The 16,226-nt window shown below is 44.7% G+C and carries 11 protein-coding genes; 8 read left to right on the top strand and 3 right to left on the bottom strand.

The features are described 5' to 3' along the window. The first annotated feature begins 58 nt into the window (after window positions 1–58). Window positions 59–3,328, top strand: a complete 3,270-nt coding sequence (locus EHS13_RS33940; protein WP_155704648.1) for a CBM96 family carbohydrate-binding protein — start codon at window positions 59–61, stop codon at window positions 3,326–3,328. 74 nt (window positions 3,329–3,402) lie between these two features. On the opposite strand, the gene EHS13_RS33935 is transcribed toward EHS13_RS33940, so the two are convergent. Next, the gene (locus tag EHS13_RS33935) at window positions 3,403–5,184 is read right to left on the bottom strand and encodes an ABC transporter ATP-binding protein (RefSeq protein WP_155704647.1); all 1,782 of its coding nucleotides are present in this window, start codon (window positions 5,182–5,184) and stop codon (window positions 3,403–3,405) included. Window positions 5,185–5,186: 2 nt separating this feature from the next. Next, window positions 5,187–6,932 (bottom strand): ABC transporter ATP-binding protein, encoded by a 1,746-nt coding sequence (locus tag EHS13_RS33930; protein WP_155704646.1) that lies wholly within the window; start codon window positions 6,930–6,932, stop codon window positions 5,187–5,189. A gap of 127 nt (window positions 6,933–7,059) precedes the next feature. Here EHS13_RS33930 and EHS13_RS33925 point away from each other — a divergent pair, with 127 nt between their 5' ends. After that, window positions 7,060–7,905: an AraC family transcriptional regulator gene (locus EHS13_RS33925; protein ID WP_155704645.1), complete on the top strand. Its 846-nt coding sequence runs from the start codon at window positions 7,060–7,062 to the stop codon at window positions 7,903–7,905. A 2-nt stretch (window positions 7,906–7,907) separates the two neighbouring features. On the opposite strand, the gene EHS13_RS33920 is transcribed toward EHS13_RS33925, so the two are convergent. Further along, window positions 7,908–9,449: a GH35 family beta-galactosidase gene (locus EHS13_RS33920; protein ID WP_155704644.1), complete on the bottom strand. Its 1,542-nt coding sequence runs from the start codon at window positions 9,447–9,449 to the stop codon at window positions 7,908–7,910. A 107-nt stretch (window positions 9,450–9,556) separates the two neighbouring features. Between EHS13_RS33920 and EHS13_RS33915 the strand changes: the two genes are divergently transcribed. The 6 genes from EHS13_RS33915 to pdxA all read left to right on the top strand — a co-directional run bounded on the left by EHS13_RS33915 (window position 9,557) and on the right by pdxA (window position 16,226). Beyond that, entirely contained in the window at window positions 9,557–10,447 is an 891-nt protein-coding gene (locus EHS13_RS33915; RefSeq protein ID WP_155704643.1) for a sugar phosphate isomerase/epimerase family protein, read from the top strand. 1 nt (window position 10,448) lies between these two features. After that, a complete protein-coding gene (locus tag EHS13_RS33910) occupies window positions 10,449–11,471 on the top strand; it encodes a Gfo/Idh/MocA family protein (protein WP_155704642.1) in 1,023 nt (340 codons plus the stop codon). A 41-nt stretch (window positions 11,472–11,512) separates the two neighbouring features. Further along, a complete protein-coding gene (locus EHS13_RS33905) occupies window positions 11,513–13,144 on the top strand; it encodes a hypothetical protein (RefSeq protein WP_155704641.1) in 1,632 nt (543 codons plus the stop codon). Next, entirely contained in the window at window positions 13,122–13,808 is a 687-nt protein-coding gene (locus EHS13_RS33900; protein ID WP_155704640.1) for a GntR family transcriptional regulator, read from the top strand. The genes EHS13_RS33905 and EHS13_RS33900 overlap by 23 nt, the downstream gene beginning before the upstream one ends. A 122-nt stretch (window positions 13,809–13,930) precedes the next feature. After that, window positions 13,931–15,235 (top strand): four-carbon acid sugar kinase family protein, encoded by a 1,305-nt coding sequence (locus EHS13_RS33895; protein ID WP_155704639.1) that lies wholly within the window; start codon window positions 13,931–13,933, stop codon window positions 15,233–15,235. Beyond that, on the top strand, window positions 15,225–16,226 hold the full coding sequence (pdxA, locus tag EHS13_RS33890) for a 4-hydroxythreonine-4-phosphate dehydrogenase PdxA (RefSeq protein WP_155704638.1): 1,002 nt from the start codon (window positions 15,225–15,227) through the stop codon (window positions 16,224–16,226). Before EHS13_RS33895 ends, pdxA begins: the two co-directional genes overlap by 11 nt.

The raw sequence follows: 16,226 nt of genomic DNA, 5'->3' as shown, positions 1-16,226 counted from the left end.
GCGTAACCCATTCAGCTATAACTTTATCCAAAACCCAAAATAACAAGGAGGAATATTTATGTTTAGGAATCGTTTTATTAAAGGCTTTGTAATTTGCTTGGCAGGTATCATGGCTTTAGCAACTACATTAAGCGCTCAAGCGGCTTATATTCCTGTATTACCGGCATCAACTCCAACAACTGGGCTAGTTGTTTTCGATTTAACTAAAGATATTATGCCTCCAGATAACTCGGATGGCAGGCAAACTATTTATGAGGATGTGTTAATTTCACTTACCGCTATTCAAGGAATAGTCAATCGTACAAGCCCAACTAAAATTTATTTTCTTAATGAGCCTACCTACTATCCAGACTCATGGAAAGGGAACAGCACCTTTAATGATGAGAACCAGTGGATGCTTGATTTAGGTTTATTTCCGGTCACTACAACAACACCTGTATTAGATAATACAAAAACCTATCCGGTGCTTAGTTACCTGTTAGCTCACTATTCATCCTATTTAAAAGGTAAAGTAATTTATCCGGCTACAGCAGGACAATCTCTTGCCACTGTTAATACAGGCGATATTATTGCCTATCTTCCCGAGAGTGCTGCCATTGCAGCAGCCATCACTGCGAGCGGCATAGAAGATGCTATTCCTGTTTCAGCAGCTATTGATACTTATATCACTGGCCAAGGCTATAATTTCACATTAAAAGCAGATACCCGTGGTTTAACGACCAATGAAGCCGCCTATGACTGGGCTAAAGCGAACTATTTTAAACCGGAAACCTCCCGTAAATTCATTGGCTCCCTTATGTTTGAATGGGTATATTCACCTTCGTTTCATGATTACTATACCGCTAATCGCGCGTTTGTAACGGTCCTGAATCCAAGTATCCCTTCCCAATACAGCCGGATGATGGATTTGTTATCCAATTATCCCAAAGGAACTATGCTGCTAGGCGATGTTGTGGGAAATGAAGAGGACTTTCATGCCTTGGGATCAACAACAACCAATACCCAAATCGGAAACACATCAGCGACTAGCTCGTTCACCTTGGATATGAGCACTTTGCCTATTGCACCTACTCCAAGCCCTTTGCCGGTATTAAGTAATGGTGTTTATGTTTCCTTCCTCTCCGGAGATGGAGATGTCCCGGGGTTGACGCAGAATCAGGATATTGGCATTTTTAAGAATAATCAGGCTAATCTGAATAATGTGAATTTTGGGCTGCATATTAATCCGTTATATATGGATTTGAATCCGCCTTTAATGAAATACTTTTTCCAGAAGCAGAATAGCAAGCTATCCATTTCAACTACGCTCAATGATGGAGGTGCCCCAACTGATCCCCAGGGCAGAACCTTCTATAAACGGCTGCTTAAATATTATTATGACGCAGCCAAGAATCATTTTCTTGTCTACAATCAATTTAATATAAATACAGGTCAGGATGATCTATCCACTTATATAGATCCCTATATGTCTATATATGGATGGGGTGGGGACGGCTCATCTCCATCTGCAATCCGGCAAATACCGGGGTCCAATGTCATAGTCACCTCTATTGTACAGAATCCAGTGAATTTTGAAACGCAAATCCGGAATGCAATTAACAGCACCAGTCCAAGTGCGCCAATTTTTTTGTTAATCAAAACAGGCGGCGGCTGGGGCAATGATGTTTATAATGCTGTTTCGGGGATTAAAACGGCAATGGATGCAATTGCTAATAATCCACCAGCCGGGCGTGTTGTTAAATTTACCAATCCAAGAGATATGGCAGCAACCTGGAAGCAATGGAAAGGTCTCACGGTAGCCGTTCCAGCTAGATCAACGACTTTGGATTACCCATTTGATCCAATAAGTACTACCAATTTGGCTTTCAATAAGCCAGTGACAGCTTCCTCTGCAGTTAGCGGCCTGCCAGCATCCAATATAGTAGATGGGAATACCTCATCACGTTGGGGCTCAACAACAAATGGAATCCAATGGATATATGCGGATTTGGGCCAGAGTTATTCGATCAACCAAGTGAAAGTAAACTGGGAAGCCTCTTATGCAAGCAGCTTTAAGATTCAGACCTCTAATGATGCCAGTAATTGGTCGGATATTTACTCGACCACTACAGGAACTGGAGGCATCAATACTTTGAATGTGACTGGCAGCGGCAGATATGTCAGGGTATACAGCACCGCAGGTCCGAATGGTTTGTATTCGATATGGGAATTGGAGGTATATGGCCCAAGCTCATCTCCAACGCCAACTCCGACACCAACGTCTACACCTACAGGAACGCCTACACCAACGCCAACTGCTACCCCGACTCCACCACCAACGGGTACTCTGAGCTTCAGTTCCACCGCTGACACCTTTGTAGATGAGGCAACAGCTTCTACAAACAATGGTACCGGTGTTAAAATGGGCGTCAAATTCGATACGGGTGGCAAGAGAATCAGTTATGTCCGCTTTAATGTGACAGGCCTAAGCGGCAAAACAGTCAATTCGGTTAAGCTCCGCATGAAGGAGAGCTTGCTCGAAGGCAATGGCAATACCAATTATGAAATCAGGAAGACAACGAGTGCCTGGACGGAGACGGGAGCTACTTGGAGTACTAAACCAACAACCGGAGCAACGATTTATGGCAGCTATACAGGAGGGCAATTATCGGATGGCCAGGTTGTGGATACGACGTTAACCACATCGGTTTTAAGTGGCGATGGGACTTATGAGCTGGCGGTTATTTCTACTAGCGGCACAACGGATGATGGGTTTGATACCCGAGAGGGCTCACAAGCTCCGCAGCTGATTGTGAGTTATACTACATCAGCCACACCGACCCCTACACCAACACCGACCCCTACACCGACGCCAACCCCAGCTCCTAACGAGAAGGTAGTTAATGGCACCTATGAATTAAATCCAATTAATGCTAATAGCTGGGCAACTATAAGCTGGGGAGGAACACCAACTTTTACTTGGGCTACGGATTTCGCACATGGAGGTACGCATTCGGCCAAAATAAACGGAACAAGTATGGTCGCTGCCAATTTTACCGAGAACAATATTGTTATTGGCGGTAATACTGCCGCAACGCTTAGCGCATGGTTAAAGACGACAAGCTTCACGGGTACTGGCGTATATTTTGCCGTGCAGGAGCTGAATGCTGCTGGGGTAGAAATTGCAGGCACTTATTGGGAAAGCACCTATAAAACAGGCACCAATGGCTGGACACAGGCTACGCGAAGCTGGACAACTAACGCCAATACAACTAAGATTTTTATTAGAGCGATTGCGAACGGGACTGGAACGGCTTGGTTTGACGATTATTCAATCACCGTGCCTTGAGTTAGCTGACTAAAAGCATCAAGAAGCCCTGCCTCGACATCGACATTGAGGTAGGGCTTCTATGCGCTTGGGGACTAATTCGCTTTTAGAAAAGTGAATTGAGAATGGTATAAAGTATAATACAAGCCCTTTAATTCCAATAATTGCTCATGATTGCCTTGCTCCTGAATAATGCCTTGATCAATATAAAAGATGCGGTTCGCATTCTTAATCGTTGATAAACGATGGGCGATAATAAAGGAAGTCCGGCCTTGCAGGAGCTTGTTTAGACCGATTTGCAGTGCAATTTCAGTATTGGTATCAATGCTGGAGGTGGCTTCATCGAGAATCAGTATTTTGGGATTGGCTAGCAAAGCTCGGGCAAAAGAAATTAACTGACGTTGTCCAGCCGATAGTGTGCTTCCGCGCTCTTTAACTTCGGTGTAGTAGCCATCTTTCAGCGGGGCGATAAAGTCATGAGCTTTAACTGATTTGGATGCCTCAATAATTTCTTCATCTGTTGCATCCAAACGACCATACCGAATATTATCCATAATGGTACCCGAGAAGATAAAGGTATCCTGGAGCATAACTCCCATTTGAGCTCGCAGAGATTGCAGGGTAACATCCGCAATGTTGTGGCCGTCAATCTTAGCTTCACCTTCATTAATGTTATAGAAGCGGCTGAGCAAACTAATAATGGTTGATTTTCCTGCCCCTGTAGGGCCGACTAAAGCAATGGATTCTCCAGGCTGGACCGTAAAGTCAATCCCTTTGAGAACTTCTCTTTCTGAATTGTAGCGAAAATATACATTTTTAAATGTCACTTCACCTTTAATATTCGGCAATACATAAGCGTCCGTCTTATCTATTACGTCAGGCTTTTCATCAAGTGTTTCAAATATTCGTTCTAAATAAGCGGTTCCTGTGATTAAAGAGTTATAAAAGGTACCGATGTTAATAATTGGGTTCCAGAAGTTTCCGATATAGCCAATAAAGGCGATAAGCACACCTGTTGAAACATGGACGCCTAATTCTCTTATGCCTACATAATAGACCAAGCAGGTTGTGATCGTGGCGATGTTATGAACAGATGGCCAGAGCAGGAATTGATACCTCATCGCTGTCATCCATGAGCTGCGATACCCATTGCTTACTTGATCGAAGATCATGAGATTCTCATCCTCGCGGGCAAAGGATTGCGTAACTTTAATGCCTGCAATACTCTCGTGAATATAAGCATTCAAATTGGATTGTTTGTTGCTTACTCGCTGAAAGGCTTTACGCTGTGCATTTTTAATAACCCAAACCACTAACATAAGAATAGGAATTAAAGCTAGACTGTACAAGGTTAGCTTGTAATCAATGAATAACATGAATCCTAAAGCTACGAATAAACTTATCAAATCAGAAATTAGATTGATTAAGCCGTTCGATAGCAAATCACTTAAAGAATTAATGTAGTTTACAACTCGGATAAGAATTTTACCGTGAGGGCGATTATCATAATAGGTGAAGGGCAATTTCTGCAGATGCTTGAACAGATCCAAGCGCATCGTTTCCAGAATATTCTGCCCCATCTCATTGATGGTTCGAATCCGATATCGCATACAAAAGCCTGTAATAACAATGGTAAACAGAAAAATACAGCTAAGTATAATAAGCTGCGTATAATTCTGATTCGGTATACTTTCATCAATCGCTATTTTGGTTAAATAAGGACCGAGCATCAGCGCTAGATTCGCCAGTAGAATGGTTGACAGCGTTAAGAGAATTTGTTTTTTATAAGGTTTGATATAAACCATAATGCGCTTAAAATCACTGAAACGGAATGGCGAATCGAGCATCTCATCTTGATCAAATTTATTACGTGCCATTTTTAGCTCACCGCCTTTTGTTGATTGAAATCACCAAGCTGTTCTCTGAACACATTATAGTAATAACCTTCTTGCTTCATTAATTCCTCATGGGTGCCACGTTCTATCACTTCGCCATGCTCCATAATTAAGATTAAGTCAGCATCCATCACGGAAGAAATGCGATGAGCAATAACGAAAATCGTCATATCGCTGCCAATTTTCTTAAGCTCCTGTTGGATTTTAAACTCTGTTTCCATATCCACTGCTGAAGTTGTGTCGTCAAGAATTAGGATGGATGCATTACGCAACAAAGCACGTGCTAATGAAATACGCTGTTTTTGTCCACCGGATAAGCCAACACCACGCTCGCCGACAATGGTATCGTAGCCTTCGTTTAATTTCATAATAAAATTATGTGCATCGGCAATCCTGGCAATGGACTCGACTTGAGAAAATGTTGCATTTGGTTCACTAAAAGCAATATTGCCCTCTATCGTATCGGAGAATAGAAAAATATCCTGCATAACCGTGGAGATACTGCTGCGCAGATCTCTTAATTCCAAATTTCGAATGTCCTCATGGTCAATGAATAACGTTCCCTCGGAGGCATCATAGAAACGACTAATTAAGCTGACCAAGGTTGATTTGCCTGAGCCGGTTGCTCCAAGAATGGCAACAGTCTGGCCGGGCTTGGCTTCGAAGGAAACCTTCTTCAGCACATGCTGATCACTATCCGCGAACTGAAAAGAAACCTGATCAAATCGCACGTAGCCCTGCAGCTTTTTAGCATTTTGCAGCGGAGGATTGGTGATCTTGGATTCAGCATCGAGCATCTCGCGTATTTTATAAGAGGATGCAACAAAGCGCTGGACATCATTAATTAACCAGCCTGACATCCGCATCGGACCATCCAGCATCCAGAGGAAGCCGTTAAACACAATTAAATCACCAAGCGAAAAGGTGCCCTTCATCACAAAAATCCCGCCAACAAGCAAGGTAGCTACTTTTAAGAAACTGGTTAAAGAGTCGACAATCGGCAAATATTTGACCCACACCTTGGCTGAATCCATATTGCGTTTATTATAATCCTTGTTATGGATTGTGAACTTCTCAATTTCAAAATCCTCACGGGCAAAAGCTTTAACCACACGATTCCCGCTAATATTCTCCTGAACCACTGAATTCAGGCGTGAGAAGCTTTGACGAATTTCGTAAAACATCGGCTTAACCTCACGCGACATTCTAAAGGTAACTATGCCAATAAAAAAAGTAATGACGACTAGAATTAGCGTTATAGGTACATTGATTTGCATCATCATATAAATAGCGAAGAGCAGCAGAGTCATATTCTCCACTATGTTATAAACTACAAAAGCTAAGAAATGACGAAAGGCTTCAATATCGCCTGTCATTCTTGCCATAATATCGCCAACACGCGTATTGTTGAAGAAGTCAAAATCCAGGCTAAGCAGTTTTTTGTATAGTTCTTCTCTTAAATTAAATAAGGCTTGCTGTGATACCTTTTCGCATAACATTTGATAGACATACCTGATAAGCGATTTGAGAAACATAAGTCCAATCATCGTCCCTAGAAGCGGGAGCAGCAATTCGGAATGACCCTTATTAATGACATCATCCACCAGCCTGCCTGCCAATAAAGGATAGAACATACTAATGACAGACCCGACAACAACTAAAAACATCGCCGTAAAAAGGCTTAATTTTAAATTTCGGATGTAACTCCAAACCCACTGCATATTATTCATCTGACTCACCCCTGTAGTTATCTCTCTAGCAACTCATTATGAGGGAAATATCGTACAGAAGAAATGTACAATACTCGTGGTTTGATGTATATTTTAATAAAAATACTTAGAGGAGCTATAGGGTGAAATGGGACAACTGCAATTAAATACTAGCACCTTAAATCCGGAAATTTACTATGTCTATTACCATGAAACCTTAACAGAGAGAGTGTGCTCCAATCATAAGCATGATTATCTGGAAATCAGTGTGATTCTCGAGGGCTCTGTCCTTTATAACATAAATGGAACTTTTTATAACTTGGAGGAAGGGGATATTCTTCTCTTTAATCCAGGTATAGAGCATTATGAAACGACTGAAAAAAACACCACAAATAAGCAATTGCATATTGGCTTTCAGAATATTATTTTTGAAGGTTATCCAAGGGACACATTTCCAAGTCATTCTTCCATAATTAAGCTGGATAGGCACAAGGAAGAGTTCTTTCAAACCTGCAGAGAAATGCTCAAGGAGAAGGAAACCGGAGATTGTGGCTATGAGGTCGTGCTGATGGCGCTGCTGATGAAATTAATTATTCTGATCATACGCGAATTGAACAAGGAAGCGACGCTTAATCGTGACCTTTTACTTACTTTTGAAGAACGCGAAAAACAAGATATTGCCAATGTCATTATGAAATATATGCAAATTCACTATATGGAAGATATCACGCTAAGTAAAATCTCCCAATCGATGTATATCAGTCCAGCTTATATTTCTAAAATATTCAAGGATGAAACCGGCGATTCACCGATCAATTACTTAATAAAGCTTCGGCTGGCTCGCGCGAATGAGCTGTTAAAGCATGGCAAGCTATCGATTAAGGAAGTTGCGAGAAGTGTGGGTTATGACGATGCCTATCACTTTAGCAAGCTGTTTAAGAAATATTACGGATACCCGCCTTCCAGAACAACAGCTAATAAAGAAACGGGTTAAATTTAGAAATATTTATAGACCTCCACGCAAAGCGCATGGGGGTTTCTTCCTATTTTGATCCCGCCATAAGCACCTTCGTCACCATTTAGCACACGGCCCCTTGTCCAAGCCTCTTGATCAAAGCTGCCTTCCTCAATCCGTACGTATCCTACTTGAAGCTGTTCACCGCGCTTCGGCAGAAAGTCTGCTGAGAATCCAATACCTGCTAGAATAAACTCGTTTTCAGAGGTTTCAATGATAAGACCACCGCCGATTGGTTTGCCTTCCTCGGCGGGCAAGTAGGTGATTTTCAGGTCATATTTGGTAAAAGCCAGCAAGCAGCCTTTATCTCTACTCTGTAAAAACCCAGTCATTTTACCTGTTCCGCGATAACGATGAATAATTCCCATCATACTACTTAACAGCTTATAGCTCTGAGCCAGATAAGGGCCGGTCCCATTAAGAATAAACCCGGATTGCTCAATATTCAAAGCTGTCAGTATGCTCAAATCGACTGCTTCATCTTGGGGATCGGCAAGGAAATCCTCGATTCCAAACGGAGAGAAGCAAAGCGCATTGTGCTTGCCGATGGCATAGAAAACATTGGTCGCCGACACTAAATCCCTGCGGGCTTCTGGGATAAACAAAGGATTTCCATCCTGTGTATACTCTTCACAAATTTCCTTAAAAGACGGAAGATAAATATCTGGAGCGTAGAGGCATATAGTTGGAGCGGCTAGCTGCCACATCTTCATGACTTTGGCGATAGGTCCACCGCTAGGGTAAGATCCTGCCCTCTCTGGAAACTGCTCCAGCCATGCGTTGACGAACATTGGCAGCGCATAAGCTTCCGTTCCCGCCTTTGTGATTAGTTCAACCGCAGTGGCATAGTGGTAAGCCATGAAATATTCACTTGCATCTTCGCCAAACACGTCGCTCCATGTACCTGTTTTTCCGAAGGCTTCAGCTATATTTGCAGGAACTAGTTTAATGAATTCTTGATTTGCAGCTTCCGAAAAATCGCGTTCACTATCTAGAAAACCAATTTCATTCTCTACTTGTACCATAATGACGGTATGTTGATTTTCATCTATCTTCTTCAGGTGGTACATCAGCTGTTGAAAGGCATTAGCATCCGCTTGAACAGCAGCTTCGCAAAAAGGTGAAATGCTTTCCGAAGCTGTATTCCCCGCAAAACGTGCTTTAAAGTAAGTCGTGTAATCCTTCTTAACCCACCCAGGTACATAAGTCGATAATCCATTTTTCCAGAGGCCAAACCACAGCAAAACCAGTCGTACATTCTCTACTCTGGCTTGTTCAATTAAGCCTGTAACCAATGTAAAGTCAAACTCTCCTGGAGCAGGCTCAACAAGCTCCCAAAAAACAGGTGCAATTACCGTGTTTAAATGCAAGCCTCGCAGCTGCGGCCAAACCTTATCTCTCATATAAGTTAAATTGGAGGAGCTCGAGTTGTGAATTTCCCCAGCTAAAGCTACATAAGGTGCTTCATCGACATAAAGCGTTGTAAGGTTGCCGGTTTTATGGAGATAGGGTAAAGTTTTCATGATTTAGACTCCTTTATTTGTGGAGATTTAACTTCCAATTGTATGTTGTATACATTATACTAGAAACAATTCTTATATTCTACATAATAATTAGGAGATGGTTGGACGTGAAGCAAATCCGTATTGGCACTTGTCTGAACGGTGAAACGGCAGCTAAAGTAATCCCTCAAATTATTCATCATGGCTTTGAAGCATTTGAACTTAATTTTTGGCAAACAACGGGAAATGTTGATCTCGCTGAGATGGCTAAGCAGGTAAGGGAGGTTGTTGATGAGCACGGTGCAGTGATCAGCTCGATTGGCGTATTCGGAAATCCCTTAACCGCAGATGGCAGCAATGCAGATACTTTGGCTAGCTGGGAGCGGCTAATTGATCATGCCCATTTATTCGGAGCGAATCTGGTTGGCGGTTTTACTGGACGGCTTCCCGACTGCCCGATTGATCAGTCCATGAAACGATTTGCTGAGGTATTCGCACCTTTAGCCAAGCGAGCGGAGGATCGTGGAATCCGGCTTGTTTTTGAGAATTGCCATATGGAGGGCACATGGAATAAAGGGGATTGGAATATCGCGCATAATCCAACCGCTTGGGAAATGATGTTTAATGCTTTGCCTGTGGAGAATATCGGTCTGCAATGGGAGCCTTGCCATCAGATGCTGAGCTTGATCGACCCGATTCCTCAGCTCCGCAAATGGGCACCGAAGATATTCAGTGTACATGGCAAGGATGCGACAATTGCTTGGGACATTGTGAAGGAATATGGCGTTCATGGCCCTAAGGAATTTGCTTGGCATCGAACTCCAGGCTTTGGGGACAGCAATTGGTCGGATATTATTACGATTCTCCAGCTGAGTAATTATACAGGAACGATTGATATTGAAGGCTTTCATGACTGGGTTTACGGAAATGATCTTGAAATGACAGGCCAGGTCCATGCGTTAAACTATCTGAAAAATTGCCAGGGCGGACGGTTCATTCCTAACCCGGAGGGTTTTTAATATGGCTAAGCATAAAATTATTGTCGTTGGCTGCGGCGGAATGGCTCGAGCTTGGGTCGAATATGCGTTGCAGCGCCCAGAGGATTGCGAGATAGTAGGACTAGTAGATATCAGCGAGGAACATGCACGTAGATTGGCGGAGAAGCATGGTCTCCAGGTTCCGTGCTTTGTGGATGTTGCGCAGGCTATTCAAGCTACTGGAGCTAATCTGGTGTTTGATATTACCATACCGGAGGCGCATCTTTCAGTTACATTAGCTGCATTCAAGGCAGGCTGCGATGTTATGGGCGAAAAGCCGATGGGTGCATCTGCGGAAGAAGCTAAAGCTATGGTTTCCGCTGCCGATGAATCAGGGAGATTCTATGCGGTGATGCAGAATCATCGGTTCAATTCGGGGGTTCGAGCATTCCGCTCCATTATAAAGGATAAGCATATTGGTGATCTTGGCTTCATAAATGCTGATTTTTTTGTTGGCCCGCATTTTGGCGGATTTCGTGAAGCGATGAAAAGCCCTTTGATTCTGGATATGGCGATTCATACCTTTGATCAGGCGCGTTTTATCAGCGGAGCAGATCCCGTATCTGTTTATTGCCAGGAGTTTAACCCTCCCGGCTCCAAATTTTCAGGTAACGCGGCTGCAGTTTGTATTTTTGAAATGTCGGATGGATCGATTTTCAATTATCGCGGCTCTTGGAGTTCGGAAGGAGCACCTACCTCATGGGCTTCCAAATGGAGAGTCTCTGGATCAAAGGGAACAGCGATTTGGGAAGGACCTGCCGCACCTTATTATGAGCTGATAAAGCCAGCAGCTGGACCTGTGTTTGAGAACGAGTTTGATCGATTCGAGCCTGAGCTTCTGTTTATGCGCAGCGATGCACATTTCGCCTGCTTGGATGAAATGTTCACCGCACTTCAAGAGCAGCGCAAAGCCGAAACAGATTGTGCTGATAATATCAAAAGCATCCAAATGGTTTTTGGTGCTTTGGAAAGCTCATCGAAGGGGAAGAAAGTTCAGCTGCGGTAAACCGAGTTATAGTGCGATGAAGTGGCCTTATTCGGTTCAGAGTGGATGTAAAGCGTCGGGGCCGCTTTAAATCAAGCCCGGCAGCCGAAATGCCTGATGTAAAGCGTCGGGGCCGCTTTAAATCAAGCCCGGCAGCCGAAATGCCTGATGTAAAGCGTCGGGGCCGCTTTAAATCAAGCCCGGCAGCCGAAATGCCTGATGTAAAGCGTCGGGGCCGCTTTAAATCAAGCCCGGCAGCCGAAATGCCTGATGTAAAGCGTCGGGGCCGCTTTAAATCAAGCCCGGCAGCCGAAATGCCTGATGTAAAGCGTCGGGGCCGCTTTAAATCAAGCCCGGCAGCCGAAATGCCTGATGTAAAGCGTCGGGGCCGCTTTAAATCAAGCCCGGCAGCCGAAATGCTAGATGTAAAGCGTCGGGGCCGCTTTAAATCAAGCGCGGCAGCCGAAATGCCTGATGTAAAGCGTCGGGGCCGCTTTAAATCAAGCGCGGCAGCCGAAATGCCTGATGTAAAGCGTCGGGGCCGCTTTAAATCAAGCGCGGCAGCCGAAATGCCTGATGTAAAGCGTCGGGGCCGCTTTAAATCAAGCGCGGCAGCCGAAATGCCTGATGTAAAGCGTCGGGGCCGCTTTAAATCAAGCGCGGCAGCCGAAATGCCTGATGTAAAGCGTCGGGGCCGCTTTAAATCAAGCGCGGCAGCCGAAATGCCTGATGTAAAGCGTCGGGGCCGCTTTAAATCAAGCGCGGCAGCCGAAATGCCTGATGTAAAGCGTCGGGGCCGCTTTAAATCAAGCCCGGCAGCCGAAATGCCTGATGTAAAGCGTCGGGGCCGCTTTAAATCAAGCCCGGCAGCCGAAATGCCTGATGTAAAGCGTCGGGGCCGCTTTAAATCAAGCGCGGCAGCCGAAATGCCTGATGTAAAGCGTCGGGGCCGCTTTAAATCAAGCGCGGCAGCCGAAATGCCTGATGTAAAGCGTCGGGGCCGCTTTAAATCAAGCCCGGCAGCCGAAATGCCTGATGTAAAGCGTCGGGGCCGCTTTAAATCAAGCCCGGCAGCCGAAATGCCTGATGTAAAGCGTCGGGGCCGCTTTAAATCAAGCCCGGCAGCCGAAATGCCTGATGTAAAGCGTCGGGGCCGCTTTAAATCAAGCCCGGCAGCCGAAATGCCTGATGTAAAGCGTCGGGGCCGCTTTAAATCAAGCCCGGCAGCCGAAATGCCTGATGTAAAGCGTCGGGGCCGCTTTAAATCAAGCGCGGCAGCCGAAATGCCTGATGTAAAGCGTCGGGGCCGCTTTAAATCAAGCGCGGCAGCCGAAATGCCTGATGTAAAGCGTCGGGGCCGCTTTAAATCAAGCGCGGCAGCCGAAATGCCTGATGTAAAGCGTCGGGGCCGCTTTAAATCAAGCCCGGCAGCCGAAATGCCTGATGTAAAGCGTCGGGGCCGCTTTAAATCAAGCCCGGCAGCCGAAATGCCTGATGTAAAGCGTCGGGGCCGCTTTAAATCAGGCTCGGCAGCCGAATCGATGGATGTAAAGCGTCGAGGCCGCTCTAAATCAGGCTCGGCAGCTGAAAGAGGGAGTAGGTTGACAAAAGAATTGGATCATCGCTATAGTTGTTGTATACAAGATCCATCCAACCGAAAGGAACCAACAAATGGAATACGAAAAGCTGGATAACTCCAATCTCTGGGATAAAACCTACCATCTTCTGAAAGAAAGCATCATCCGGCGGCAGTTTGCACCCAACCATAAAATCTCCATCCCAGAAATTTCAGAAAAATTAGGCATCAGCCGGACACCGATCCGCGACGCTTTAAATCGTTTGGAGAAAGATGGATTGGTTGTAACTATTTCTAAAATAGGCACCTTTGTTAAGGGGATAGATCACCAGACAGCTTTGGAGATTACAGACTCGCGCATGATGCTGGAATACTGGTCGCTCCGCCATGCCCTTCGAGATCAAGAATCACTTCTATTGGAAGGTATTAGCAAGCTGGACATGATTCTGCAGCAAGCTGAAGCGAATATTTCACAGCTGAGCTTGGATGAATATTTAAAGCGTGATTATAATTTTGCCTTTCATCTTGAGCTTGTTCAGATGGGGAATAATCGGACCAATACGGAGATCTATACCAATTTAATGAATTATCGTCATATTCTCTTTAATACGCATGTTGTTTCTTTTGAGATGATAACTCAAGCCAATAAGGAGCATGAAGGTATTGTAGCTGCACTAAAAAAACGGGATGAAGCGGATATTTTGCAGCGAATTGAAGATCATCTACAAGCATCAAAAGCCGTTTTGCTGGAGAAGATCAAGCATCACGGAGATATGATTTAACTAAGCGGAGCTGCGGCTCCGTTATCTTCTAATAAACCTTGCATACATGATACAAGGTTTATATATGATACAAGGTTTATATGTGATACAAGGTTTTTCCAGTCAGGATAGGGGGTAAAAGGGTGGATATCGTCATTTTTGCAGATGATTTGACAGGTGCTAATGATACGGGGATTGCTTTTAGTTCGGCTGGAGCTGTCACTACCCTTTTATTCTCACCCGATAAACCGTTGTATTTTCCTGAGTGCTTTGCTTGTGCTATTGATGTCAATTCTCGTGGTTGCCAGGAGGATGAAGCAAGGCTTTTAACTTTAGAGGCTGCTGAATCGGTACGCATGCTAAACCCACACCTTGTTTATAAGAAAATCGACTCGGCGCTCAGAGGGACAATTGGGGCTGAATGCACTGCGATTTTGGAGGTATTTAAACCGGATTTATGTGTGATTGCTCCTGCTTTTCCAGCTATGGGGCGGACTACGATAAATGGTATACAGCTGATTAATGGAATTCCTGTTCACGAAACGGAAATGGGTAAGGATCCATTGTCACCTGTAACCAAGTCGCGGATTATTGAGCTGCTTTCTACAGATTACTTAAGCTCTCGTGTGATGGAGTTGGGAAGAGATGTTATCACGGATTTGGCCCGATTTAACAAAGTAATCAATCAACTAAATTCAGCAGAGAGCCAAATCCTTATATGTGATGCAGAAAGCGATGAAGATTTGGATCGGATTGTTGCGAATGTCGAGAAGCTTGATAGAAAGGTTATTTGGGTCGGATCAGCCGGTTTAGCTCAGGCGCTAGCAAGAAAGATAAAGATTCCATCCGGAAGTGAGGCCAAGCAAGCTGGGGCTAATGGCTGGAAAACCGAGTTCAACACAGGCAGATCAGACGTGCTAGTTGCGAGTGGAAGCCAAACCGCAGTTAATGCGAGGCAGCTGGAGCGACTATCTTCTGTGGCAAAATTAGTTTGGACTGAGTTTTCTGCGCAAGATCTGCTAGTTAAAAGTTTATCTTTTGCTGAAAACATGTTTCATAGTGACATTGGTTTAGCAGCAATCAGCATCCGAAAAACAGATCAACCAGGCCGCTTTCTTCAGGAAGCAGCACGGCAACGCAATATTGGACTGCGTGAGATGAACCGGCTGCTCTTATCCAAGTTTGGCCGACTAATCCGTATAGCTATTGATGAAAATGAGCAGCTTGGGCTGCTAGTCATGGTCGGAGGGGAAACTTCAAGACACATTTGTGAAGAATTAGGTGTAAGTGTATTGCGACTAAATACGGAATTGCTGCCTGGTGTAATTGCGGGGACTATTCCTGAAATGAATAATTTAAGCTTTGTTAGCAAGTCTGGGGCTTTTGGCAGCGATGATACGCTACTGCAAATTCTGAACAAATGGAGAGGTGAGACGATTGAATTCTAAACCGACTATTGGGATAACAATGGGGGATGCGGCAGGCATAGGGCCGGAAATTATTGTGAAAGCATTAGCCCGTCCGGATATTAGACAAATTTGCAGGCCTATTGTTATCGGAGATGCTGCACCTTTAGAAAGAGCGATTGCCTTGCTAGGCTCAGAATTGCGGATAAAACGAATAGAAACGCCAGATGAAGACACCGTTATTGAAGAAACGGGCAGCATACCCTTAATTGATTTGGGATTGCTGCACGAAGCACCTGCATATGGCTTTTTGTCAGCAGAAGCTGGGAATGCAGCCTACCATTATATAGAACGCGCAGTTAAGCTTGGGCTGGAGGGAAGCATTGCTGCGATTTGTACCGCCCCGCTCAACAAAGAAGCCCTTCATCTAGGTGGACATCGCTTCCCAGGCCATACAGAAATCCTCGCTGAACTGATGGGCGTTAAGGATTATGCCATGATGCTTTCAGCTCCAAATCTGCGCGTTATTCACGTTACCACTCATGTTGGAATTATAGATGCCATTGCAATGATTAACCCAGAACGCGTGCTGCGTGTTATTCAGCTTGCCCATGATATCCTGCAAGAAAGCGGAATGCAAAACCCGCGAATTGCGGTTTGCGGCATAAACCCGCATGCAGGGGAAGGCGGGCTGTTTGGACGGGGCGAAGAAGCAGAAAAAATTATTCCTGCGGTTCAACAAGCTGTGGAGGCGGGGATACTGGCATATGGTCCGCTGCCTGCAGATACACTTTTTTTCCGAGCTGTCCGTGGTGACTTCGATATGGTTGTAGCTATGTATCATGACCAAGGGCATGGCCCCGTGAAGGTGCTAGGTCTGGATGCCGGGGTGAATATTACGGTGGGATTGCCTGTGGTGCGCACGAGTGTGGATCATGGAACGGCTTTTGATATCGCAGGGAAAGGCATTGCAGACGAATCCAGCTTAGTAGAAGCGCTTCGTCAGGCAGTAATGCTTGCACCATTGAAATAG

Origin of the sequence: Paenibacillus psychroresistens, assembly GCF_009728935.1 — a bacterium.
GTDB lineage: Bacteria > Bacillota > Bacilli > Paenibacillales > NBRC-103111 > Paenibacillus_AC > Paenibacillus_AC psychroresistens.
This window is presented reverse-complemented; position numbering and strand designations above follow the sequence as displayed.